This is a genomic window from Frankia sp. AiPa1 (assembly GCF_023243075.1).
In the GTDB taxonomy this organism is placed as follows: domain Bacteria; phylum Actinomycetota; class Actinomycetes; order Frankiales; family Frankiaceae; genus Frankia.
On the sequence record NZ_JALKFZ020000155.1, the window covers coordinates 1 to 22885 of the forward strand.

Here is a 22885-nt window from a genome sequence, read left to right on the forward strand (position 1 = left end):
CCCTCGCGCAACAACCCGTAGATCGAGTTCGCCAGCGACGCCTCACCGCAGAACCGGGTCACCGGACGTCACGGTGACGGTGAGACCGCCGTCGCAGGGATGAATCATCCGACACCGAAGTGGCCAACAAGGCAGGAGCCGGCCAGTTGCCGAGTGGCCAACAAAGCCATCTCGGCAGTTCAGGCTGGCCAGGTAGATCCGATCCCTACACCTGGGCGGATCGTTCCAGATCCTCGATACTATGTAGTATGCTATAGTAGATAGTGCTGGCCAAGTCGTTCTCGAACATCGCTGGCGAGGAGGAGTCATGGAGGCCGATGCCCCATCCGGTGAGTGGTCAGGCACTACTCTGGAGGACTGCCCTACACGAGTGGAAGGCCCACAGCACTGGGTCGAGTTGTTTCGCGAGGCCTTCGGCGGCGGGTCGTACGCCAGTGTTGCCCGACTACATCGGCTGACCCATCCCGATTACCGGGCCGTCCAACCTCAGACGCCCGACGCGATCGGTCCCGAGGGCTTGCTCGACTTGTTCTCCCGGCTCTACGCGCTGATACCCGATCTTCGCGGCGAGGTGCTTACCGCGAACGTCTTCGCCGGCGGCGTGTATATCGAGGTGCGGCTCAGCGGGACCCTGGGTGGTCGTCCGATTACCTGGGACGCCTGCGACCGGTTCTGGTTCGCCGATGGGCTGGCCGTTGGCCGGGTAACGTATCTTGATCCGACGTCGCTGTTCTCCGCGGTCGTCCGCCGCCCCTGGGTGTGGCGACGATGGTGGCGTTCCGGGCTGGGCAGCCCGCGTCGGCGGATCGCCAAGAAGCTCCGTCCCGCCACACTGGAAGCAGCGTCGAGATGAGCGCCCTCGGCCTGCGGCTGCGCCGAATTCCCGTCGAAGCGAATAAACGGATCTTCGCCGCGTTGCGCTCCTCCGCGGCTGACACGGTCGTCGACCTACCTGTCGAGCACGGCGACTTCGCCAGCCTTCGGCGCCACAAGCACTGCCTGCTGGTGAGCTACCGCCGCGACGGGAGGCCGATAGCCCAGCCGGTCTGGCCTGGATACGACGGCAACCGCGTCTACGTCTGGACCGAGGTTCAGGCGTACAAAGCCAAACGCCTCCGCCGCAACCCGGCCGCACTGATCGCCCCCTGCTCGTTTCTTGGAAAGCCGCTCGGCCCACCGATTGCCGCAACGGCACGCGTTCTTACCGAGGACGCGGAGCACGCCCATGCCGAGAAGATCATCCGGACACAATGGGGCTGGAAACGCCGGACCTTCGAGCGGATCTCCCGCCCGCTGACCGATGTCGTCTATGTCGAGCTGGTCCCGGCCTAGATGGCGACAAGGAGAATGAGCCCGTGAGCCCCCGCAAGACCGACACGCGTGAACGCATGCTGGCCAGCACCGCGGCGCTGGTCCGCGAACGTGGCGCATCGGCGACCAGCGTCGACGACATACTCACACACAGCCATGCGCCTCGCGGTTCGGTCTATCACCATTTCCCTGGGGGCCGAGCACAGCTGATTGAAGAGGCCCTCGACCTCGCCGGAGCCACGGTTGGCGAAATCGTTGTGCGTGCCGGCGACAGGACACCGTCGCAGGTCTTCGACGCCTTCATCGCGTCCTGGCGGTCTACTCTGGTCGACAGCCAGTACCGGGCAGGCTGCCCGGTACTGGCTGTCGCGGTCGAGTCGAACGACAACGCTCCCCAACTCACCCACGCGGCCGCCCGCGCCTTCGCAAGTTGGCAGACAGCTCTGGCCGAACTACTACACCACCACGGTGCCACCCCAGTTCGGGCCCGACGCATCGCCACGCTCGTCGTCGCCTCGGTCGAGGGCGCCGTCGTCCTGTGCCGCGTCGAACGCAGCCCGCGCCCCATCGATGACATCGCCCGTGAGCTCCGCCCGCTGATCTCCCAGGCGGCAAAGCCGGAGACGGACTCGCCCGTCTGACCAACACGGCCGAGTCGGGCCGGTCTCTCCTCCTCCCCCAAATGGAAACGCCGGCTCCGCGTGCCAACCCGGCTACGCCGGAGCCTCGTCACCCGCTAAGGCCGGGGGCGGTGCCGCGCGGATAGATGCCTTCTGCCAACGGCACGGCTACTCCGGCCGCACCGACCCGGCCGTCCCGATCGACCGGCTCCGCCCCCATCTGCTGTCCGCCAGCGAGGGCACAGGGGCGGGCAGGGGCGTTCAGCTTCCCTGAGATCGGCCTCGTCATCGCAGCAATCCTGATCAGCGAGATGGCCGAGATCGCCGAGATGGGGTAATCATTCAGCCGGTGTGTTGAGGGTTCCGGTTCGTGGCATGGCGTGATGGCCCGGCTGGCGGGTTGCCTCCGGGGGGTGTTGTGGTGGTTGGGGCTGGTCAGGCGGGGGCTGTGGAGAAGTTCGGGATCCAGGGCTGGCGGTGAACACCCGGCGCAGGGTGGTCATCAGGTCGTGGCCGTGTTTGGCCGCGGTGTGCGGGTAGCCGAGGATCGTGTACCGGTCCTGGGCGACGGTTTCGCTGGTGAGCCGGCCGGAGATGTTCTGCTGGATCTTCGCGGGGCGTAGCGCGCGTTCGGCGTCGTTCGAGGTGGGCGGGATCGCCGGGTCGGTCAGGAACCGCGGGACGTCGTCCTGGCGGGTGTCGAGGGTCTCGAGCAGGAGGCGTGCGGTGCGCTCGCCGGGCGTGTGCCGTGTTCGGCGGGGTCGTCCGGGTCGGCGGGGTCGTCGGGGTCGGCGGCGAACAGCTCGTGGTCGTAGAGGTGGTAGCGGTCGTGGACGACGACCGCGCCGGCGGCGGCGAGCTCGGGCGGCACGCGACCGCGTGCTGGTCGTACTGGGTGACCGTCACCGCGACGGTGGCGGTCTCCGCCCCCGACAGCCCCACCCGCAGCCCCTCATTGTGGCTCGCGGCTGGCGCCGCAGTGGCGTCCTGCGGCGCCGATGGGCAGGGGGGCGGCAATGGTTGATCCGGGAGGAGGCGGTAATGTGCAGCTCGAGGTACCTTGGGCCGGAATGATGTTGGCCTCGGTCGGCGATCGGGTCGTGCCGGTGCGCCCGGTCGGACCCGGCCGGCTGCGAGGTGGTCGCGCCGGCTCCGGGGATTCCGGACACGAGGAGTGAGCCAGCCATGAACACCGAGGGATCCGTCAACTCCCGGATCGTCGACCCGGCCCGCCTCCCGTTCGCGTACCAGGACGCGCTCAACGCCGGGGATGCCGACGCCGTCCTCGCGCTGTTCCACCAGGATGCGACGATGCGCACCTTCAACGGCGAAGTTCTCACCGACCGGGAGGCGCTGCGCGCTGAGGCGGTCCAGTCGATCGCGGCTCAGGCGCGCCTGACCAACAAGCCCAGGTCCACCCTGATCGGGGGCGACACGGCCCTGATTATCGTCGATTGGAACCTCGGGGCGACGTTACCGGACGGCACCCGGATCTCGCCGACGGGAACGACGACGGCCGTCGCCCGCCGGCCAGCCGACGGGTCGTGGCGATTCGCCGTCCTCAACTGTCAAGGGGAAGTTGGATCTCCGCAGTGGCGGACAGCGGAACTGCCCGCTGGTGGACGGTAGAATTCCCCAGGCGTTCAGCGCGACCGCCTTTGAAACACGCTGACCGCCGAGTCGGCGGCGGGCCACCGTACGCGGGCTACCTCACCCTGCATGGTCCCGGTCGGGTGCTGGCGGCCGGGACTCTCTGTTGCGAGTGCACGAATGGTGTCGACGCTCGCAGCGACTATGGTCGAGGGTCGACGTTCGCGGGGAGCGGAAGCTCGCGGTCCCGCCAGGCTCGCTCCCACTGCCGGGTGATCGCGGGGTAGACGATCAGGTAGCGGAACGGTGCGATGAGAGCCATGTACACCCGTCCGAACCGGCCGTTGGGCTTGACCAGGATTGCCATCCGCAGTTCGTATTCGCCGCCGCCGGTCGGCACCCACCCCAGGTGCATGACGGCGTGGCAGGTCTTGTTCGCCAGTTCGCGGACAGACTCGTTGTGGACCAGGTACACGGGGGTGAACGGGGCGCTGCTGGTGTCGGAGACGTCGGCGGTCCCACGGAGATCGCCTGGCAGGCGGTCATGAAGTGGTTGAACCCGCTTCCCGAGGCTCGTCGTGGGCTTGTCCCAACCGAGGAGGGCACCGAGCTTCCCGCGCACCGCGAACAGGAACCGGACCGCGCGGCGCTGCTTGGCGAATCCGCCGGCTGGCTGTATCGCGGCGAGTATGACGGGAAAGTCGTCCGGTCCGGCGCCGGGTGTGCGGAAAGACCACACGTCCTCGGTCCGAAAGTCGCGGGTGAACTCGTGGATCCGCCACGGCTGGTCGGAATGGGCTGTGCGGGGAATTTTCATGGCCGCTGCCACCCTCTCCTGGCCAGACGTCGTCCGCCACTCCCGTTACACGCTTTGCTTATACGACGAGGGAGCAATTGTAAAGACCTGTGGACGAGAGATCTTGACTATGCCGCGCCTTGAGCGCGACCGGTGCGGCTGGGTCGTTCGACGAGCTTGCCGTCCCAGAAGCCCAGCGCGCCGTCCCCGACCGCGAGCGTCGGGGCGAACATCCCCCGCCGGCTGCAGTCCCGCAGCAGGTCCGCCCACGAGCCGGTCGACTCCCGGTACCCGTCGACGACCGCGTCTTCGAGCTGTCGGCACACCGCCGGCGCCGCGTCGCCGGCTACAAAGTGCCCAAGCAGATCTTCGTCGTCGACGCCCTCACCCGCGCCGCACCGCGGATCAGCGCAGAACGAGCGGAGTCGGGTTGGTCACGACGACCGTGCCGTCCTGGATCTCGCCCTGGGTGGCCGAGTAGTTCCTGATGCGGGAATCGTACGACCACAGCGGCTGGGACACGAAGTCGATCGGAGCGGTGGCTCCGCCGGTGTCGAACGCCTCCTGGCGGTCGAGCCACTCCCGGATCTTCTCGGCGTCCGCGACACCCACCTCGGCGATGACGTCCGCGAGCAGCGTGACTCCGAGCCAGGCGTTGACCGCCTCCTGCGCGACCGTGTTGTCGATCCCGCCCACGCTCGGACCGAACTCGGCGACGTCCGCCGCGAACCCGTCGAGCACGGACCGCCCGAAGTCGAGGGCGACGACGTTCGCCTGCCCGAGCTCCGTCACGGTCCGGACGACCTCCGGCGAGAGAGCTCCGCTCGACAGGCCCCAGACCAGGTCCGTCGCGCCCGCCTCGACACACGTCCGGATCAGCGGTGCCACCTGCTCCGGGCCGATCGTCATCAAGACCGCGCCCGCGCCGCTCTGCCTGATCTGGGCGCAGGCGTCCACGAAGTTGGTGACCGCCGGGTCAAGATCGATCGATGTATGTTCGCGGTCCCCCCCTCCATAGGCATAGGCACCGTCCGACACCCAGGCGACGACGTTCCCGCTGGACGCCGGGAGCATCTCCGCGACAAGGTAGTACGACACGAGATAGGGCGCGAGGACGTAGATCCTGTCGTCGTCCCGGGCGGCCGGGCTCGCTCCCACGCTCGCCCAGGAGATCGTCTCCTGTTCCTCGAGTACCGGGACGAGGCTGTCCTCCAGCACACCGTCACTCCCGACGACCAGCAGGGCGCCCTTGTCGACAAGCAGCGTCCGGGCACAGGCCGTGGTTCCTTCCGGCGTTCCCTGGTCGTCGCACTCGACGATCTCGACGGGGCGGCCCAGGATTCCACCTTCCGCATTCACCTTCGCCGCGGCGATCCGAGCCGCCTGGCCGAGCCAGGGCTGGGAACCGGACGGGCCTGTCACGCTGGCAACGACACCGAGCCTGACCGGACCGTCGCCGCCGTCCGCCGAACCGTCGGCGCAGGCGACCGCCGCCAGTGCCACGCCCACCAGCACGGCCACCCGTCGGCGCCAGGGGGAGCCGCCAGCTCGGATTCGGCTCCTGGCCGCCCCCACCACCACGTCGTCAAACACTTCTGTCTCCCTGCTTCGGGACGGGGCCGCGTTCCGCCGGCGGGCGCCGCGGTTGACGCGGGTCGTCGGGACGTCTCTGACCTGATCAGCACTCGTTTGCAGCACAGCCGGTGGTTCCTGTGACCGGCCCCGAGCACACTGTCGAGGAGGTGAGGTCACCCGAGTCGTAGTGAGGCACGCTCAACGCCAATGGCGCACAATCGAGCGTGACCTGAGGGTGATTGAGGGTCTCCGAGCCTCTTCCTCCCTTCGGCGCAGAATTCCAGGAAGCACAAGGCGGCGCCTTCGCTGCTGTGAGCCAGGATTCCAACGTGGTTCATGCGTTCGCCCTCCCACCTACGTCTACGGACGCTCTGAAAGCTCGAGGACCCGGCCGTCGCCGAAGTCGACCTGGTCGATGCCGGTCAGCATCAGGACACCGAGACCGACGAACGTCAGCCCGGAAGCGACGAGGAAGGGGAAGAACAAGACGATCCAGATTCCCTGGAACAGGTCCGCGACGTAGACGTGGGTCAGGTCGTGCGGCCGGTAGAAGACGCGGACCCGGTCCCCCACGCCGTATTCGTTGGTCGTCGCGTACAGCACTTTTTCGACCCGTCGCTCGCCTGTCCGAGCGACGAAGTCGACCGTCGGGGTGTATTGCGTGTAGTGGTCGGGATCCTCGACGACATCGACGTCGACCACGGTACCGGTCGCGTAGTTGCCCTGGACGCGGAGCCAGACACGTTCCAGGAACGCTTTCATACTGGCGACGGCGCCCAGCACCAGGGTGCCACCGAAATAAATCATGATGAGGCATCCGACGACCTTCCCGATCAGCGCCATGTCGGGACGCCAGGCACCGGGCGGCCGAGACGGCCGAGGTCGGGTGGGGTGGTCGCGCTCACGTGGGAAACCTCCGGCAGTATTCGGCTGCGCGCCGTTCGAACTCCGACCGCGGCACGACGCCCGATCCCGGATCGCCGTCCTCGTCGTCGCGGCCGGTGGCGGTCAACACGGCGCTGCGGGCGGTCGACTCCAACTGGGACGCGGTGAAGACGAACGCCGCCTGGTCTCCCCGGTCGCTCTGGAGCCACAGCAGGTACGGGGCCCGCGGGTCCAGCGTCGCGGTCGCGGCGATCGGATCGTCGTCGGTGACCCGCCAGCCTGGCGGCGCCTCGAACAGCCGCAGCTTGGACACCGGCGGCGTGCCAGGGCCGGCCGCGACCGACCACCGGGCGTAGCCCGCCGGGTCGTCGACGTAGACGGTCCGGACCCGGTCGCCGGCACAGGGGACCATGTCAGCGAACACGACCCCGTCCTCCCGGTACAGGGCGAGGATCGGCGCCTGCAGTCGCGGATCGGCGGTCTGGCCGGCCAGCACCGTGAACCCACCGATCAGGAAGGCGGCCCACAGCAGCACCGCCGCGACGCCGACGACACGAGCGACCCGCCGAAGCCGCCGCTCGGGATCGGCCGGCTCCGACCGAAGGCCGAATGCCCACGACGTCGACTTCAGGGCGCGAGGTGTTCGCGGAACCACGCCGCGGCGAGCTGGTCGACCTCGGCCGCTTTGGGCAGCTGAGGTGCGGGTTCGGTGCCTGGCTCGTCGGCGAGGAAGTGCGCGAGGTCGGGAACGCTGCGGTGGTCCACGTGGACACCGCTGCGCTGCAGGTGGGCGGCGAGGCGGGTGGCGGGTACCTGGATGGCGTCGACGAGGTCGTCCGCGCCGGTCACGATCAGCACGGCGGGTGCGGGGGTCAGCGCGGCGATCTCGGCGGCACGCGCGGGGAAGTCGGTCCGGTCGGCGAACGCGGACGCCTCCGCCTGCCAATCGTAGGTGACCCCGTGGTGGACCGACAGCGCGTCGATGGTGTCCCGCAGCTGCACCAGCGGGTTGACGAGGACCGCGGCCTGAACCGGTAGGCCGCTTTCGAGCAGCACGAGCAGCGCGGCGGCGGCGCCGGACGACCCGCCGAGCACGCCGAGCGGGCCGCCGCCGAGGTTCAGGCGGGACCGCAGTTCGGTGAGTGCCGGTCCGACCTCGTGCAGCGCCCCCTCGATCACCGGCTGCTGGACGTTGAGCACCGGGTCGGCGAAGACGCGTCGCCGCAGCTCGTCCTGGCCGCCTTCGGGCAGCCGGGAGCCGGACAAGGGAAGTCCGAGGTAGACCCGCCAGGCGTCCAGTCCCCGCAGCGGCAGGGCGGACGCGAAGGCCCGTTCGGTGCGCGGCGCGTCCAGCAGGTGCCACGCCAGCACCGTCGGGGTGTCCGGCCGCGCTCCGCCATCGGGTGGCACCGCCACGAACGGCACGCCGGCGGCGACGTCGACGACGACCTCTGATGTACCCGTCATGAGACCCCTCCACATCGACTTGCACTGGACACTGTACAGCTTAATTGGACAGCGTACAGTGATGCGCGTGGACTCCCGACGATCGCCCGGCCAGCGGGCCGGACTGACCCGAGACGCCGTCCTGGCCGCCGCGAGGGCCGTCCTGGCTACCGACGGCATCCAATGCCTGACCATGCGAAAACTGGCCGAGCGCCTCGGGGTGCGCCCGAACGCGCTCTACAGCCACGTGACCGGCAAAACCGAACTCCTCGACGCGATCCTCGACGACGTGCTCGGCGAAGTCGCCACGCCGGCACACGACGGCGACCCCCGCGCCGAGCTGCGCCGGCTCATGACCTCGGTCCACGACGTCGCGCGCGAACACCCCGACCTCGTACCGCACTACCTGGCCAAACGGGGCCTGCGCGGACCCAACGGCAGGAAGCTTCGGGCCGCGACCGAACAGCTGCTCGCTCGGGCCAGCCTCCCCCCGGACAAGGCTTCCGAGGCCCGTCGGGTCCTCGCCGTCTACGCCATCGGCTTCGCCGCCTTCAGCGAGACACCGCCTTCAGGACCGGTCGGCGACGGCGCACCGCCCATGCGCGACAGCTTCGCCACCGGCCTCGAATGGCTACTCGCCGGCATCCTCGGCGAATGACCGCGGGACGGGCCGAAGCCGGGTCGTCGGCGGTCCGGAACCCTACGAAAGGAATAGTTGAGCACTCGCTCAAGGATAGGCTGGAAGTCTGGTGGATTCTTACCAAGAGAGCGGTTCGCGCATCGAAACTACGGTGGACCTAACGCACCACAATAAGAACCGCCCGATCTTGGTTCAGGGTCCTGAAATCACCATTCGCCCGGTCTCTACGAGGCTCCCGACCAGGGGCGATGCCGAGTGAGCACCCGACTCGCGACATCATCGCCAGAATCGAACACGCGTTCCGCAGGTCTGGCGGGTCCGGACACTGCGGTCCCGTTGGTGGCGCCGAACTGGTCCCGTCTGGTGGCGCCGAGCTGGTCCCGTCGTCCCGGCAAGGGCGAATCACCCTCGTCCTGCCCTGGCGCCGCATCCCCGGCGGCAAGCCCCAGCCGAACTCACCGTCATCGGCGTGACCCACACCGCGACCGTGGCGGCCGTGCGGGGCTGCGATCCGCCGTTCAGCTCGCGTCCCGGCGGATCTCGGTGGCTGGCCATGCGTCGGTCGTATCCTCAAGGGGTGAGTACTCTGCGGGACGAGCTGCACAGTCTGATCGACCGCCTGCCAGAGTCGCAGGTGGCGCCGATCCTGGCTCTCGTGCGCGAGAGCGCGCCCGCCGAGAGCGGCGGCGACGAGTGGCCACTACCGGATTTCGTCGGTGCGTTGGCCAGCGGCAAGGGCGATCTCGCTGCCCATTCCGCTGAGATCCTGCGCGCGGAACTGGGGCGCGACCCCGAGTGATTGTCTGGGACACCGGGCCGCTGCTCGCCGCCGCCGACACCGACGACGAGCACCACGCCCGCAGCGTCGCTCTCATGCGGCGCACGCCCCGGCCGCTACTCGTTCCCTATCCCGTCCTGACCGAAGTCTGCTTCATGCTCGAACGGGAGAAAGGCACCCGCGCCGAAGCCGCGTTCCTGCGCTCCATCAGCACGGGACAGATCAGCCTGATCCCGCTGGCTCGCCAGGACCTCGCCCGGATGGTCGAACTGGTCGAAAAGTACAGCGACTTCCCACTCGGCGCCGTCGACGCCTCCGTTCTCGCGATCACCGAACGGCTCGGCGCCGACGCCATCGCAACCCTCGACCGGCGGCACTTCTCCGTCGTCCGCCTCGCGAAGCCGGTCGCACTGCTGCCATGAGGCGCTGATGGCACGTTCGCCGGCTTTGAAACGGCGGGCGATCCGAGGCACGGCAGGGTCGCTCCAATACTGGCCGTCTTGCGGCTGGGCGCCCGAGACTTCACCAGACGGCGCGTTGCCACCACGACCTCGAACGAGGGCACCGGCACCGCGTCAAGCCGAAAGCCCGCCGGACCGCCAGGTCGCGGCGTCCTTCGGCCTGTTGCTAGCCCGACTGATGGCGAAGTGATCGAACTCGTAGCCTCACACCATGACCCGCTCCCATGACCTTCGGGTTCGGCCCGCTCTGAGCAGCGATCGAGAGTTCCTCTTCGGCGTGAGGCGAGCCGCCCTGCGGGCATACGTCGAACAGACGTCGGGGTGGGACGATGCGGAACAGCGCATAACCGCTGACAGGGAGTTCGCCGACCTGCCATTTGCCGTGGTCGAGGAGAGCGGGCGGCCCATCGGCTACGCGTGTGTCATCCACCAGAGTGAGTACGACTTCGTCGAGGAGATCGCGCTGCTCCCCGAGGCGCAAGGTCGCGGCATTGGCACCCATCTGTTACGGGGCATCCTTCGGGCTACTCAGCGGCGCGGCGTTCCGGTCCGGCTCAGCGTCTTCGTCAACAATCCCGCACAGACCCTCTATACCCGCCTCGGGTTCGAAGTCGTGCGGATCGAGGATCCTGATCATTGAGGAAGAGGTGCTGGCAGCGTGGCCGGCGGGGTTGCGTCAGGATGAGGTCATGTGGAGGGCCTGGCTTGCGGATGCGCACACCGCGGCCGGACGCGCGGCCGAGGCAGGGGCCGAGGGCCTGCGTGCGCTGGAACTCGCCCAGGCCACGGGCTCCACCCGCGCCGACACCCTGGCCTGGCCGCTGACCGGGCCCGCGCCGGTAGGTGGGGCGCAAGGGCCGACCAGGGGCGGCCGAGAGCTACGCGCGTCGACAACAGTGACGTCAGGATTCCTCTGGGGCATCGATCTCGTGGATCGTGACATCGTCGGATCGGGGGTCGCGCCCCAGGACGAGTCGATGGTGCTCCCGGCCATGCGCGACGCAGGTAGGTAGCCGCAGGTCATCGTCCACGAATGATCGATCGCCGGGCAGGGGACTGTCATGTGGCACAGAGCCGAACGCCGGCTGGGTACACCAGTTCACACCGCACACGCAGTCATCCATCACAGAGACCTTCCCACCTGGTCGTCACAGGACCATTGGATCCCGCAGCGCGCAGGCCCGAGGGAAGAGGGTCATGAGCTCATAGGGATGACCGACGGATTATCCATCCGCTGTTCTGACCGGCCGCGACCGCCCCCGTACCGGCACGTCCACGCGACCGCGTCCAGGCAGGTGAGAGAGGCCTCGGTCCGCCTGGTCGCCATGATCGTGGGAGTTGTGGTCGCCCTGACGTTTCTCTTCGGCTTTCGGGAACAGCTTCGCGCTCGGGGTACGACTTGGCGTCCCGATCTGGGTGGCACCTCCGCGGCGATCCCGGATCCGCCCAGGCCCCGGGGACGTCCGCCAGGGTCACACCTTCGGCGGGCCGCAACGCGATCAGCTCGATGAGCGCGACGACGCGGTCGGTCTGCGGCGAGGGGCGGGCCACACCGTCACGATTCCCTCCATGGTTGCATAGTGCAACCCTTGTGACGCATGTCCCAACTATGCGACGCTTGCCACATGCGCGATCTGGTGATCCGGGGCGGGAAGGTCGTCGACGGGACCGGTGCCGACCCGCGCAGCGCCGACATCGCGATCGACAACGGCCGCCACCTGGTCCAGCGGGCCGACGGCTACGTCGCCACCGTCGTGTCCGGTGAGGTCACCGTGCAGGACGGGCAGGACACGGGTGCCCGGCCGGGGCGGCTCGTGCGCGGCGCCCGCTGACCCGGCGCTCGGTCCACCGCCACCGCCGTCGGCCGTCGCGGCGCCGGGCCCGTGGGCACGCCCGCACACCGGGCGGAGGCCCTTCGCCCCCACCCGTCGTTCGACGAGCCGGTAACCGGACCCGTCGAACACGGGCGACGGCGGACACCAGAAGCCTGATCCGGGAGAAACCATGAGCCCTGAATCGTCTCACCACCACGAGCGGGCAGGCGCCGCGGCCGGGCTGCTCAACGAGGGGGCCGCCACCGTCCGCACCTACTGCCGGCTCTGCGAGGCCGGCTGCGGAACGGTCGCCACGGTCGAGCGCGGCCACCTCGTCCGCCTCCGGCCGGACCACGATCACACTGTCACGCGCGGCTTCGCCTGCAACAAGGGACTTCGCGCCCTCGACCTGCACCGCGATCCGGACCGGCTGCGGGTTCCGCTACGCAGGGACGGCGACCGCTTCGTCCCCGTCCCGTGGGACGAGGCAATCGAGGAGATCGCCGCGCGGCTGCGGGACGTCATGTCCGAGCACGGCCCCCGGGCGGCGGGCATCTACATCGGGAACCCGGTCGCGTTCAACGCCCTGGGCAGCGCGGCGTCGGGGCACTTCGCGGGCGCGCTGGGGACGGACCGGGTCTTCTCCGCCGCCACGCAGGACTGTTCCAACAAGTATGCCGTCGCCGAGCTGCTCTATGGCTCGCCGACCGCGAATCCGATCCCCGATCTCAGGCGCACCGAACTGCTGCTCGTGATCGGCTCCAATCCGCGGGTCAGCAAGTCGTCGTTCATCAGCGTCGCCAACCCGGTGGTGGAACTGCGGCGCATCCGCGACCGCGGCGGCCGGGTCGTCTTCGTGAATCCCGTCGACGTCGAACCGGACATCGGCCCGACGTTGCAGATCCGGCCGGACAGCGACCCGTACCTGCTGGCCGCGGTCCTGCACGAGATTCACCGCACGGTGGGCTTCTCCGCGGGTGCCGCGCAGGGAACGGTCACCGGTGCCGCGCAGGTCGCCGCCTTCGTCGCCCCGTACTCACCCGACGCGGTGGCCGACGTCGTGGGCCTTCCCGCCGAGGTCATCGCACAGCTCGCCCGGGACTTCGCGGCCGCCGAGTCCGCGGCGATCCATGTGTCCACCGGCCTGAACATGGGCAGACAGGGCGCTCTTGCGTACTGGCTGGTCCAGATGCTGCTCCTGCTGACGGGAAACCTCGACCGGCCCGGCGGGAACTATTTCCCCGCCCGCGGGATCGGGGCACGCTTCGGACCCGTCGATCGGACCGCGGCCTCGTTCCACACGACTCGGTGGGGTGACTTCCGACGCGCGATGGGTCTGCTCCCCGCCGCCCTGCTCCCCGAGTTCATCGCCGCGGCCGAGGAGCCGTTGCGGGCGCTGGTCGTCGTGGCGGGAAATCCGGCGCTCAGCGTCGGCGGCGGCCCCCAGCTCACGCAGTCGCTGCGCTCGCTCGACCTGCTGGTCACGATCGACCTCTACCGCAACGCCACCGGTGAGCTCGCCGACTTCGTGCTCCCGGCCACCGACCAGTTCGAGCGGCCGGACCTCAACACCTTCGTCCAGGGCATTCAGGTGGAGCCCTACCTGCAGTGGACGCCGGCCGTGGTCGAAGCGGACGCGCAGCAGCGCGAGGAGTGGCGCATTCTCGGCGAGCTCCTGCAGGCGATGGGCCGCACCCCCCTGCTCGACCCGGCCACGACCACCGATGCCCTGCCGCTGCTGTTCGACCGGGCGCTCGCCCCGAGAGGCCTCGACGTGTCCGCGCTGCGCGCGGCGGGCGGCGTCGTGCCGTTACACGAGGACGGTGCCGAACGCTCCCGGGAACGGTTGGGCGTCGACGGCCCGCTCGAGTGCGTGCCCGAGGCGCTCGGCTCCACTCTCGCCCGGGGGCATGCCCTGTTCGAGGACCTTCGGGCCGAGGAGCCCGGGCGCTTCAAACTGGTCACGCGACGAACCCGGGACGCGCTGAACTCGGCCATGGGAAACCTGCCGACGAAACGCCCGGGCGACTGGCCGAACCCGCTCTGGATGAACCCGCAGGATGCCACCGGCCTCGGTCTCACCCCTGGGAAACGAGTCTCGGTCAGCAACGAGTGGGGCGCGCTTGCCGCCGAGGTGCAGTTCGATCCGCGGCTGCGCCCCGGCGTGGTGGCGATGACCCACGGTTTCGGCAATGCGGAAACGGCCGGCATGCCGGTGGCCCAGCGGCGGGGCGGTGCGAACGTGAACGTCCTGACGCCGCGCGGACCAGGGGCCTTCGATCCTGTGAGCTGCATGTCCCACATCACCGCGATTCCCGTCGACGTGCGCGCCGAACTGGACGTCGCCCATCGCCTTTCCGCTGGCCTTCCGCCGGCCGACACCAAGGAGTCTCCATGACCGACACCACGGTGCGAGCAACCCCCAAGGAGATCGTCGCCGCGTTCTCGGAAGCGATGTACAGCCGCGACTGGGACCGCGCGCGCACGTTCTTCGGCCCGGATTCCGTCTACTGGGACGTGCCCACGGGCCCTACCGTGGCGGCCAAGGGCCCGCAGAACATCATCGACCGGGCCACGTCGGTCCTCGACGCCCTCGTCTTCTACGGCAACGACCACATTCGGACAGTTGCCGCCGGCGACACGGTCATGACCGAGCACCAGGAGATCTGGCGGTTCGCCGGTGGCGAGGAGATCGTGCTTCCCTGCGTCTCGGTACAGGTCGTACGCGACGGTGTGATCGCCATCTGGAAGGACTACTGGGACCTCCAGTCCCTCCTCACGAAGGCGCCCCCGTCCTGGGTCGCGAACCTCGGAAAGGACCGGCCCTGGCTGTACGACGCCACGGGTGTCCGTTGACGGAGCCAGGCGCGTCGGCACGGTGACGCCGTCGCCGGCCCGGCCATCAGAGCTGTGCGGGCGGTGCCCCCCCACGGCGACGTCCGCTGCCCCCTTCCGCACCGTCGTACCGCACAAGGAGCCGACCATGTCCGACGCCCTGTCCACGACGAGCCCCGAGGCCCTGGTAGCGCAGTTCTGGGAGACGCTTTTCGCCCGCGACTGGGAACGCCTCCACGTCTTCTTCGGCGAAGACTCCGTGTACTGGGACGTGCCCGCGGGGCCCACCCTGGCGGCCAGGGGGCCGAAAGGCATCGTCGCTCGCGCGAGGTCCGTCCTGGACAGCCTCGCCGCCTTCAAGAACGATCAGATCAGGACGGTCAACGAAGGCGACACGGTGATGACGGAGCATCACGAGATCTGGCGTTTCACCTCGGGCGAGGAGATCGTGCTGCCCTGCTTGTCGGTACAGGTCGTGCAGGACGGCGTGATCGCCCTCTGGAAGGACTACTGGGACATGCAGACCCTGATGGGCCCCGCGCCCGCGGAATGGCGCGAGGGCCTCGCAGGCGGGGACTTCTCCTGGATCGTCGATGCCACCGGCAGCCGCTAGCGCCAGCCCGGCGAGCACCCCGCTCGCGCCCGCCGCCCTCGTCGCCCCCACCTCCCCTCACCGCCGTTGCCGACGGCAGTCGTCAGAGGCCCGGACGGGGCCCGGACCTCGCGGCAGCCCGAGGACGGTCAGTCGCTGGACGGGTCGGCGTGCGGGCGGGAGTGCTCGGCGAAGAACCGCCAGATGGTGTCCGTGGCGTCGAGGGCAGTCGACGGGGGGCTGCCGCCGAGGGCCTGGGCGGCGGGGTTGGGCGTCGCGCCGGGCCACTGGTGTCCGGCGCCGGCGATCGTGACGAGCTCGACGGTCCGTCCGGCCGGGCAGCTGGCCGTCGAGGTCGTGACGACGCCCGCCGTGCTGGTCTGGGGCTCGGCGCACCCGTCGACGGCTCGCCAGGTCGCGCTGACGTCGGGGACGGAAGGTCCGTCGATGGGCGGGCTGTTAGGGCTGTAGGGCTGTCCGGGCTCGCCGTCGTACCGGATGACCGGGTCGTCGGTGCCGTGGATGTGCAGCACGGAGGCCGGGGTGGCGTCGGCGCAGTCGACGAGCATGGTGGTGGCGTCCACACCGACGGCGGCGAACAGGTCGGTCTCGCAGGCCATCCGGTAGGCCATCGCGCCGCCGTTGGAGATGCCGGAGACGAAGATCCGGTCCGAATCGAGAGTGATCTGGCGGCCCAGCGACGCGACCGTCTCGGTGAGGAAAGCGACGTCGTCGACGCCGGAGCGGGCCGCTGGGCCGCAGCAGCCACCGCCGGCGTTCCAGGACCGGTTGCTGCCGTCGGGGAAGACCGCCAGGAAGCGACCCGCGTCGGCGGCGGCGTCCCAGTGGTAGGCCTGCTCGGCCTGGACCCCGCCGCCGTACCCGCCGTGCAGCATCACGACGAGCGGCGCCGGCTCGGTGACGCCGGCCGGCCGGTAGATATGCACGATCCGCGACGTGCCGCCGGTGAGGACGGTCTGGGTGGACCTGCCGACCGGGATCTCGGCAGGCGCCGGCGCCGTCCCGGTGTCCGACGGACCCGGGCCGGCAGACGGAACTCCCGCCGGGCCGGTGGAGGTGGGAGCGGCTGGCGGCGGCGTCGCCGAGGGCGCGTCGCCGCTGGAGTGGATCGGGCTGGTCGGTGCCGGGCCAGGCCCGCCAGAGCCGAGGCCGCCCGGCGCGCAGGCGGTGATGCCGGTCGCCAGCGCGGCGACGACGACAAGCGTCGCGCGCACCCGGCGCGTCCGACAAACGCCGCAGATCCTCTTCATGCCCGCATGATAGGCAAGGGTCTTGCCTATCTGCAATGGCAGGATACTGGCGTGGGAGAGATGTCCCGGCCGCTCAGCGTGCAGACCGTTCCGGCGCTCGTGCAGACGCTGGCGATGGCCCAGGCCGCTCGGGTCGCGGCCGGGTTCGCCGAGGCCGGGCTCACCGGGCTGCGCCCCGGCCACGCGCAGCTGCTCGTCCCGCTGCTCGGCGGCGGCCGGCGGGTCTCCGAACTCGCAGAACACCTCGGCATCTCACGGCAGGCCGTGGCACAGGTCGTCACCACTCTGGAGAAGGGCGCCTACGTCGCACGATCCGCCGACCCGAGCGACGGCCGGGCCCGGGTCGTCGAACTCACCCCACGGGGGTTCGCGGCGCTGCGGACGATGCGCCGCACCGCGCTGGCCGTCGAACAGGAATGGGAACACCGTCTCGGCTCCGACCGGCTCCACGACCTGCGCACACTCGTCGTGGCGCTGCTGACCGACACCACCGCCGACGACTGACAAACCACATCACCCCCGGAGGACACCCGCGGGCGCCGGTACCGCCGCTGACAGCCCGGCAGCGCGTCCGGCACACTGACGAGCTATCCGCTGGACGAGGACCGGGATCGACTCTCCCGGCAGCTGCGGCACGCATGCGGGCCGTCGGGCTGGTGGGCGAGTACGGCTCGGCAGGAGCACGCTGACGAAGATCCGCGCCGGCGCGTCGAACTCGGAATGTCTCCGTGGCGGGCTCTTCCTGCGCCCGGCGCTACGCACGGGTCCCACTCACGCCGGTCCGAGCTCGTCGAACCGGGCGGCTTCCAGGCGCTTGCGCACGCTGGTCAGGTACCGCGCGGCGTCGGCACCGTCGACGATCCGGTGATCATAGGTCAGCGCCAGGTAGACCATCGACCGCACGGCGATCACCTCCCCGAGCTCGGGGTTCTGGATCACGACCGGCCGCTTGACCACCGAACCGGTGCCGAGGATGGCCACCTGCGGCTGGTTGATGATCGGGGTGTCGAACAGCGCACCGTGGCTGCCGGTGTTGGTGAGGGTGAAGGTGCCGCCGGTCAGCTCGTCCGGCGTCACGGTGTTGGCCCGGGTCCGCTCGGCGATGTCAGCAATCCGGCGGGCCAGCCCACCGAGGCCGAGATCACCGGCGTCGCGGATGACCGGCACCAGCAGGCCACGGTCGGTGTCCACCGCGATGCCGAGGTTCTCGGTGTCGTGGTACGTCACCGTGCCGGCATCGACGTCGATCGAGGAGTTGATCGACGGATGGGCCTTGAGGGCCTCCACCGCCGCCTTGGCGAAGAACGGCAGGAACGACAGCCGCACGCCGCGGCTCGCCGCGAAGTCCCGCTTCGCCCAGTCGCGCAGGGTGGCGATCCGGGTGACGTCGGCCTCGACGACGGTGGTCAGCTGCGCACTGACCTGCAGCGACTCAACCATCCGCGAGGCGATGGCCGTGCGCAGCCGCGACAGCTTCTCGGTACGCCCCCGTGTCATGGGCGCCGGGTGGGTCGTCGTCCGCTGCGCCGCGGACGCCGCGGGTGCGGTCGGGACCGCCGACTTGAACGGCGCGGGCGGAGTCGCGGGGGTGGCCGGGACGGCCGGGGCCGGCGCGGGGACGATGCTGCCCTCAGCGTCCGCGAGCACGTCCTGCTTACGGACACGCCCGCCGAGGCCGGTGCCGGTGACCGTGGCGAGGTCGACGCCGCCCTCGGCGGCGAGCCGCCGCACGAGCGGGGCGACATACCCGCCGCCGCCACCGCTGCGCGGTGTGGGCGCCGGGGACGGTCGCTGTCGCGCGACCGGCTCCGCTGCCGGCGTCGGGGTCGGCGCCACCCGACCCACCGTTCCCGGACGCGCCGTCACCGATGACCGCCAACACGGTGCCGACGTCGACGGTCTCGTCCTCGGAGATCAGGATCTTGCGGAGCACGCCGGTGGCGGGCGAGACGACTTCGGTGTCGACCTTGTCGGTGGAGACCTCGAGGAGAGGCTCGTCCACCTGCACCTGCTCGCCCTCCTGCTTGAGCCAGCGGGTGACGGTGCCCTCCCTGATGCTCTCTCCCAGGGCAGGCATGGTGACGGAGGACGTGGACATCGGCGCAGGGCTCCTTCAGGCGGGTGACGGGCGGGCCGGTCGCCGGCCTGGATCTGAGGTGCGAGGTGGTGCTTCGGCCGCCGCCAACGCCCGCGGCGTGAAGCCGTTATGCCGCAGGACGTGCACCGTCGTTCGGTTCAGCGTCAGCAGGGCCACGCCGTCGCGGACCTCGCGTAACAAGACGTCCACCATGGTGCCCCTTCGGCTGACTCCGATATGGCTTTGCCGATTATCCTGCATGCAATCTTGCGTCGTCAATGTCGGCTGACCCTCGCCGACTCGCGCGTCGCAGCCGCATGCAGAAACGTATACACTGGCCGCACTGAGACGCCCGACGTACTCGAGCACCTCGCCGCGGAAGTCCGCCGGCAGGGCGCCGCCCGGCCTCTGGTGATGTGCGGTGCCTCGGTCCAGGCCCACCGACCACGGCCGTCGGCAAGGCGGGCACCGCCGTGACCGTGCCGGGACAGCGCGGCCGGCTCGCGATGCTCGACCCGGCGACGAGGTCACGGGCGATCCTGCACGACCCCGATTACCTGGCCTCCAGCCCAGCCAACGCTGGTGCGCGACGCTGCGCTCAACGCCATGGTGATGGCGGTCGAGGGCCTGGCCACCGGCCGGTCGCACGTGTTCTCCGACGCGGTGCTCGTGCACGCTGTCCGGCAGTTCGCCGCCCTGCTGCCCGAGTTCGCGCGCGACACCGCGACGCCGGATCGACGGGTCGACGCGGCGCTGGCGGCCATCCTGGTCGGTGAGGGCACTGACACGACCGGCGGCGGGCTCACCGCCGCGTTCTCGCATACCATCGGACACCACTACGGCGCGCGCAACGGAGCCGTCGACGCGATTCTGCTACCCCACGTGCTGGACCGGCTCCCGCCCGAGCCCCCGGCACGCGAGGCGATCGCCGACGGTCTCGGGTGCGCACGCAGGGACCTCGGCACCCGGCTGCGCGAAGTCCTGGCCGTGCCCGGCGCCCCCGGCCGGCTGCGCGACGTCGGGGTCCGGCTCGAGGACCTGCGCGGACTGGCCGAGGAGGCCGGCGGCGACTTCTCCTACCGGCGGGCCGCGGGCCGGCTCGACACCGACGACGTCGTCGACATCATGCGCGCGGCGTGGTGACCCCCCGTGCCGAGGTCTGTCCGAGGGCCTGCCGTGAGTGCCGAGCGCAGCGTCAGGCGGCCGGCACCCGTCCGCCCAGGTCCGCCGCCGACTGAGGCAGGCGCATCGCCGCGGTCGACCCCGACATGCCGAGGCCCAGCATGTCCTGCAGCAGGCTGCGCGAGGTGGCACGGTGGGCGTCCTGCAGCTCGATGAGCGCGGCGGTATCCCTCGCCTCGATGGCCTCGATCATCTTCTGGTGATCGACGGCGACGTGCGAGCGCCGGTCGCGGTTGGACAGGTGCAGCGCCCGGTACGGGTCGGACACCCGCCAGATCCGCTCGACCTCGTTGACCATCATGGTCAGTGTCGACAGGCGGAACATGGAGAGGTGGAAGTCCCGGTTCGCCGCCAGCAGGTCCTCGAGGGCGCCCGCCTCCGCGGCGAGGCGGCAGTTCTCGTTGGCGCGACGCAACCGCCTGAGCCCGTCCTTCGTGGGCCACTCGATCGTCCGCAGCACCTGCTCCTCCAGGAAGGCGCGCATCGAGTAGTACTGCAGCAGGTCCGAGGCACTGAGCTTGGCCACCGCGTAGCCGGCGTTCGGCGTGCGCGTCAGAATGCCGTCGACCTCGAGGGCTCGCAGGGCCTCGCGCAGCGGCGTACGGCTCACGCCGAGCCGCTCGGAGATCACTCGCTGGTCCACACGCTGCCCGGGAGACAGCTCTCCAGTACGGATGAGCCGGTAAAGCGCTTCGGCCAATGGATCGTCAACCACTGCCGTCTCCCATCTTTCGCTCCGAGAAAAGCAATCCTACTCGGCTGGCATACAATATGATCGGCAGAACGGCTGCGGCGTAACGCGTGCGGCCGGGGGCGGACCCAGGGCTGCGACAAAGTCGTGAGCGGCGTGTCGACTGGCGTCGTGGGCTGGTAGCGGCTACGGCCGCCCGGCCCGCGACGGCCGCCGTCTATCTGATCAGCTTCCGCCTGGTCGGCCGCGAGGGCCGCCGGGGCCTGCTACCTGGCCTTTTGTGCCTTGCGCGCGGTGGGAGCGAGGTCGCCGTCGTCGGGCCGGCCCCGGGAACGGGCGGCGGCACGGGTGGACCCCGGGGCAGGTGTCCTCCCGATCACCGACGTGATCCGGGCCGCCGCCAGCCATACCGTTGAGCGTCGAGGTTCCGTGCCCCGCCGGCCGGGATGCCCACGAGCACGCCCGAACGCCGAGATCCAGCACGTGAGATCGACGACGGCGTGGCCAACACGGCCGCGCACGTGGCGATCCGCCGGTCGATCGAGACCGGCCAGCCGCAGGATCTGCGCGCTCCGGCCATGGGCTGACCGCCGGTCAGGGGTGGGGCTGGGTGGCCAGCCGGGGTCCCCACTCGTCGAGTTCGGCACGCTACTGGTCGAGGTGGTTCCGGATCGACCCGCTGGCCCCCGGGTCGATCGGCACGCGAAGCGGCGGGGTGTCGGCCTCGACCAAGGTCAGCAGCGCGTCGCCGAGCCGGCGCGGGTCGCCGGGCTGCGCACCGCTGAACGTCCTACGCCGGTGATGAACCAGACCTGGTCTGCATCGTCGGTCACGGCCTGCTCCTTCGTCGCGGCGGGTGGCGTGGATACAATTTGGTCGACCGTATCCCAACGACCCCGGCCGTTCACACCGGAGAAATACACGATGACACCACGTCATCGACCGGTGATCCGACCTGAGGAGCCATCGCATGACCGATACGCCGATCAAGGTCGGGATCGTCGGACTGACGCCGGAACGCAGCTGGTCAGCCCGGATACACCTGCCGGCCCTGCGCGCGCTGCCCGGATACGACGTGGTCGCGGTCGCGAACAGCAACGCGGAGTCCGCCCGCCGTGCCGCCGAGGCCGTTGGCATCCCGTATGCCTTCGCCGACGCGTACCAGCTCGCCGGCGACCCCAAGGTGGACCTGGTGGCCGTGACGGTGAAGGTTCAGCACCACCGGGTGCCGGTCGACGCAGCCCTCGACGCGCACAAGATGGTCTACTGCGAATGGCCGTTGGGCACCGACCTGGCCGACGCCGAGGCGATGGCGAAGCGGGCCCGGGACGCCGGGGTTCGCACCGCCGTCGGACTACAGGCCCGGTCGGCACCGACGATCCGCTATGTCCGCGACCTGATCCGAGACGGCTACGTCGGCGAGGTGCTGTCCACCACCCTCATCGGCTCGATGAGCACGATCGGCGGCACGGAGCTCGAGGCCAACACCTACCTCAACGACCGGGCCAACGGCGCGAACGGGCTGACCATTCCGTTCGGTCACACGGTCGACGCGCTGTGCTGGGTACTGGGCGAGTTCCGCGAGGTGTCGGCCACGCTGGCGACCCGGCGCCCTACCTACCTGGTGGCCGAGACCGGCGAGGAGCGGACGAGGAACGTCGACGACCAAGTCGCGGTCAGCGGTGTACTTACGAACGGCACCGTGGTCACCGCGCATTACCGCGGAGGCCGCTTCCGCGCCACCAACCTGCTGTGGGAGATCAACGGCACGGAGGGCGACCTGCAGATCACCGCTCCGCTCGGGCACGCGCAGCTCTCGGAGCTGACCCTCCACGGCGGCCGAGGCGAGGACACAGATCTGACGGTGATGGACGTCCCCGCCGAGTACCGCACCGTGCCCGCCGAGCTCGACGGCCCCGCGGTCACCGTGGCCGAGGCCTACGCGCGGTTCGCCGAGGGTCCGGCGGACGCGGATCCGCTTCCCGACTTCGACGAAGCGGTCAAGCGCCACCGGCTGCTGGATGCGATCGAGCGGTCCGCCACCACCGGGCAGAGGATCACGCTCTGATGAGCACATCAGGCGCCGACGCCCGGCTCGAGGTCCTGCTGCTCACCGGAGGGCACGCCTTCGACCGGGAATCGTTCCTGACTGCGTGGCAGTCCGATCCGGGTCTTCACTTGACGTCCTCCCCCGCCTGAAGGCGGGGGATTCCAACTCCTACACGCCCACCAAGGGAGGTGCGTAGTGTTGAGGTTCGCGGTTCACGGGCACGGCCAACGCCGCGCCTTCCCGCGCAGTCACGGCCCGTCCGGCCGCGATA

The 22885-nt window shown here is 70.0% G+C and carries 29 protein-coding genes and 1 pseudogene; 18 read left to right on the forward strand and 12 right to left on the reverse strand.

All coding sequences use genetic code 11. The features are described 5' to 3' along the window. Positions 1-307 precede the first annotated feature (307 nt). The 3 genes from MXD95_RS17540 to MXD95_RS17550 are packed head-to-tail and all read left to right on the forward strand — an operon-like array spanning position 308 to position 1952. Positions 308-853 (forward strand): nuclear transport factor 2 family protein, encoded by a 546-nt coding sequence (locus MXD95_RS17540; RefSeq protein WP_250641731.1) that lies wholly within the window; start codon positions 308-310, stop codon positions 851-853. Next, positions 850-1332, forward strand: a complete 483-nt coding sequence (locus MXD95_RS17545) for a PPOX class F420-dependent oxidoreductase (protein ID WP_250641732.1) — start codon at positions 850-852, stop codon at positions 1330-1332. The genes MXD95_RS17540 and MXD95_RS17545 overlap by 4 nt, the downstream gene beginning before the upstream one ends. Positions 1333-1355: 23 nt before the next feature. Beyond that, positions 1356-1952 (forward strand): TetR/AcrR family transcriptional regulator, encoded by a 597-nt coding sequence (locus tag MXD95_RS17550; RefSeq protein WP_250641733.1) that lies wholly within the window; start codon positions 1356-1358, stop codon positions 1950-1952. A gap of 317 nt (positions 1953-2269) precedes the next feature. On the opposite strand, the gene MXD95_RS29340 is transcribed toward MXD95_RS17550, so the two are convergent. Then, on the reverse strand, positions 2270-2647 hold the full coding sequence (locus tag MXD95_RS29340; RefSeq protein ID WP_374122064.1) for an IS66 family transposase: 378 nt from the start codon (positions 2645-2647) through the stop codon (positions 2270-2272). Continuing rightward, positions 2599-2802: a hypothetical protein gene (locus tag MXD95_RS17555; RefSeq protein ID WP_250641734.1), complete on the reverse strand. Its 204-nt coding sequence runs from the start codon at positions 2800-2802 to the stop codon at positions 2599-2601. The genes MXD95_RS29340 and MXD95_RS17555 overlap by 49 nt, the downstream gene beginning before the upstream one ends. A gap of 314 nt (positions 2803-3116) precedes the next feature. On the opposite strand from MXD95_RS17555, the gene MXD95_RS17560 reads away from it, so the two are divergent. After that, positions 3117-3560 (forward strand): YybH family protein, encoded by a 444-nt coding sequence (locus tag MXD95_RS17560; protein ID WP_250641735.1) that lies wholly within the window; start codon positions 3117-3119, stop codon positions 3558-3560. A 163-nt stretch (positions 3561-3723) separates the two neighbouring features. Here MXD95_RS17560 and MXD95_RS17565 read toward each other — a convergent pair whose 3' ends face one another. The 6 genes from MXD95_RS17565 to MXD95_RS17590 all read right to left on the reverse strand — a co-directional run bounded on the left by MXD95_RS17565 (position 3724) and on the right by MXD95_RS17590 (position 8244). Next, positions 3724-4338: a DUF2867 domain-containing protein gene (locus tag MXD95_RS17565; protein ID WP_250641736.1), complete on the reverse strand. Its 615-nt coding sequence runs from the start codon at positions 4336-4338 to the stop codon at positions 3724-3726. Positions 4339-4445: 107 nt separating this feature from the next. Next, complete coding sequence (locus MXD95_RS17570; protein ID WP_250641756.1) at positions 4446-4643, reverse strand: hypothetical protein; 198 nt, start codon at positions 4641-4643, stop codon at positions 4446-4448. A gap of 79 nt (positions 4644-4722) precedes the next feature. Then, positions 4723-5910, reverse strand: coding sequence for an ABC transporter substrate-binding protein (locus tag MXD95_RS17575; protein WP_250641737.1), 1188 nt, complete (start codon positions 5908-5910; stop codon positions 4723-4725). A gap of 342 nt (positions 5911-6252) precedes the next feature. Next, positions 6253-6735, reverse strand: coding sequence for a DUF3592 domain-containing protein (locus tag MXD95_RS17580; protein WP_250641738.1), 483 nt, complete (start codon positions 6733-6735; stop codon positions 6253-6255). A 58-nt stretch (positions 6736-6793) separates the two neighbouring features. Next, positions 6794-7432 carry a hypothetical protein gene (locus MXD95_RS17585; RefSeq protein ID WP_250641739.1) on the reverse strand — a complete coding sequence of 213 codons (639 nt, stop codon included), beginning with the start codon at positions 7430-7432 and terminating at the stop codon, positions 6794-6796. Beyond that, positions 7405-8244 (reverse strand): prolyl oligopeptidase family serine peptidase, encoded by an 840-nt coding sequence (locus tag MXD95_RS17590; protein ID WP_250641740.1) that lies wholly within the window; start codon positions 8242-8244, stop codon positions 7405-7407. Before MXD95_RS17590 ends, MXD95_RS17585 begins: the two co-directional genes overlap by 28 nt. Before the next feature lie 67 nt (positions 8245-8311). Between MXD95_RS17590 and MXD95_RS17595 the strand changes: the two genes are divergently transcribed. The 9 genes from MXD95_RS17595 to MXD95_RS17635 all read left to right on the forward strand — a co-directional run bounded on the left by MXD95_RS17595 (position 8312) and on the right by MXD95_RS17635 (position 15364). Beyond that, positions 8312-8881, forward strand: a complete 570-nt coding sequence (locus tag MXD95_RS17595) for a TetR/AcrR family transcriptional regulator (protein ID WP_250641741.1) — start codon at positions 8312-8314, stop codon at positions 8879-8881. Positions 8882-9440: 559 nt separating this feature from the next. Then, positions 9441-9662, forward strand: coding sequence for a hypothetical protein (locus MXD95_RS17600; protein ID WP_250641742.1), 222 nt, complete (start codon positions 9441-9443; stop codon positions 9660-9662). Next, on the forward strand, positions 9659-10063 hold the full coding sequence (locus MXD95_RS17605; RefSeq protein ID WP_250641743.1) for a type II toxin-antitoxin system VapC family toxin: 405 nt from the start codon (positions 9659-9661) through the stop codon (positions 10061-10063). The genes MXD95_RS17600 and MXD95_RS17605 overlap by 4 nt, the downstream gene beginning before the upstream one ends. 250 nt (positions 10064-10313) lie before the next feature. Further along, the gene (locus MXD95_RS17610; RefSeq protein ID WP_251078549.1) at positions 10314-10742 is read left to right on the forward strand and encodes a GNAT family N-acetyltransferase; all 429 of its coding nucleotides are present in this window, start codon (positions 10314-10316) and stop codon (positions 10740-10742) included. 49 nt (positions 10743-10791) lie between these two features. Continuing rightward, positions 10792-11115 (forward strand): hypothetical protein, encoded by a 324-nt coding sequence (locus tag MXD95_RS17615; RefSeq protein ID WP_250641745.1) that lies wholly within the window; start codon positions 10792-10794, stop codon positions 11113-11115. A 612-nt stretch (positions 11116-11727) separates the two neighbouring features. Next, on the forward strand, positions 11728-11934 hold the full coding sequence (locus tag MXD95_RS17620; protein ID WP_250641746.1) for a hypothetical protein: 207 nt from the start codon (positions 11728-11730) through the stop codon (positions 11932-11934). A gap of 172 nt (positions 11935-12106) precedes the next feature. Then, positions 12107-14314, forward strand: a complete 2208-nt coding sequence (locus MXD95_RS17625) for a molybdopterin-containing oxidoreductase family protein (RefSeq protein WP_250641747.1) — start codon at positions 12107-12109, stop codon at positions 14312-14314. Next, entirely contained in the window at positions 14311-14772 is a 462-nt protein-coding gene (locus tag MXD95_RS17630; RefSeq protein ID WP_250641748.1) for a nuclear transport factor 2 family protein, read from the forward strand. The genes MXD95_RS17625 and MXD95_RS17630 overlap by 4 nt, the downstream gene beginning before the upstream one ends. A 127-nt stretch (positions 14773-14899) precedes the next feature. Next, positions 14900-15364 carry a nuclear transport factor 2 family protein gene (locus MXD95_RS17635; protein WP_250641749.1) on the forward strand — a complete coding sequence of 155 codons (465 nt, stop codon included), beginning with the start codon at positions 14900-14902 and terminating at the stop codon, positions 15362-15364. A 128-nt stretch (positions 15365-15492) separates the two neighbouring features. Here MXD95_RS17635 and MXD95_RS17640 read toward each other — a convergent pair whose 3' ends face one another. Beyond that, positions 15493-16578 carry a CE1 family esterase gene (locus MXD95_RS17640; protein WP_250641750.1) on the reverse strand — a complete coding sequence of 362 codons (1086 nt, stop codon included), beginning with the start codon at positions 16576-16578 and terminating at the stop codon, positions 15493-15495. A 96-nt stretch (positions 16579-16674) separates the two neighbouring features. On the opposite strand from MXD95_RS17640, the gene MXD95_RS17645 reads away from it, so the two are divergent. Further along, positions 16675-17118, forward strand: coding sequence for a MarR family winged helix-turn-helix transcriptional regulator (locus MXD95_RS17645; RefSeq protein WP_250641755.1), 444 nt, complete (start codon positions 16675-16677; stop codon positions 17116-17118). 267 nt (positions 17119-17385) lie between these two features. Here MXD95_RS17645 and sucB read toward each other — a convergent pair whose 3' ends face one another. Then, entirely contained in the window at positions 17386-18480 is a 1095-nt protein-coding gene (gene sucB, locus MXD95_RS17650) for a 2-oxoglutarate dehydrogenase, E2 component, dihydrolipoamide succinyltransferase (RefSeq protein ID WP_518455842.1), read from the reverse strand. Positions 18481-18541: 61 nt separating this feature from the next. Further along, positions 18542-18712 (reverse strand): annotated as a pseudogene (locus MXD95_RS29690) (biotin/lipoyl-containing protein); the annotation flags it as partial. Between the two features lie 561 nt (positions 18713-19273). On the opposite strand from MXD95_RS29690, the gene MXD95_RS17660 reads away from it, so the two are divergent. Next, positions 19274-19834 (forward strand): dehydroquinate synthase/iron-containing alcohol dehydrogenase family protein, encoded by a 561-nt coding sequence (locus MXD95_RS17660; protein ID WP_250641751.1) that lies wholly within the window; start codon positions 19274-19276, stop codon positions 19832-19834. Positions 19835-19886: 52 nt separating this feature from the next. Here MXD95_RS17660 and MXD95_RS17665 read toward each other — a convergent pair whose 3' ends face one another. Further along, positions 19887-20588, reverse strand: coding sequence for a GntR family transcriptional regulator (locus tag MXD95_RS17665; protein WP_250641752.1), 702 nt, complete (start codon positions 20586-20588; stop codon positions 19887-19889). 422 nt (positions 20589-21010) lie between these two features. Here MXD95_RS17665 and MXD95_RS17670 point away from each other — a divergent pair, with 422 nt between their 5' ends. The 3 genes from MXD95_RS17670 (at position 21011) to MXD95_RS28575 (ending at position 22763) form a co-directional block, all read left to right on the forward strand. Then, a complete protein-coding gene (locus tag MXD95_RS17670; protein ID WP_250641753.1) occupies positions 21011-21151 on the forward strand; it encodes a hypothetical protein in 141 nt (46 codons plus the stop codon). A 383-nt stretch (positions 21152-21534) separates the two neighbouring features. Next, positions 21535-22632 carry a Gfo/Idh/MocA family protein gene (locus MXD95_RS17675; protein WP_250641754.1) on the forward strand — a complete coding sequence of 366 codons (1098 nt, stop codon included), beginning with the start codon at positions 21535-21537 and terminating at the stop codon, positions 22630-22632. Continuing rightward, the gene (locus MXD95_RS28575) at positions 22632-22763 is read left to right on the forward strand and encodes a hypothetical protein (RefSeq protein WP_285223666.1); all 132 of its coding nucleotides are present in this window, start codon (positions 22632-22634) and stop codon (positions 22761-22763) included. The genes MXD95_RS17675 and MXD95_RS28575 overlap by 1 nt, the downstream gene beginning before the upstream one ends. Positions 22764-22885: the final 122 nt, after the last annotated feature.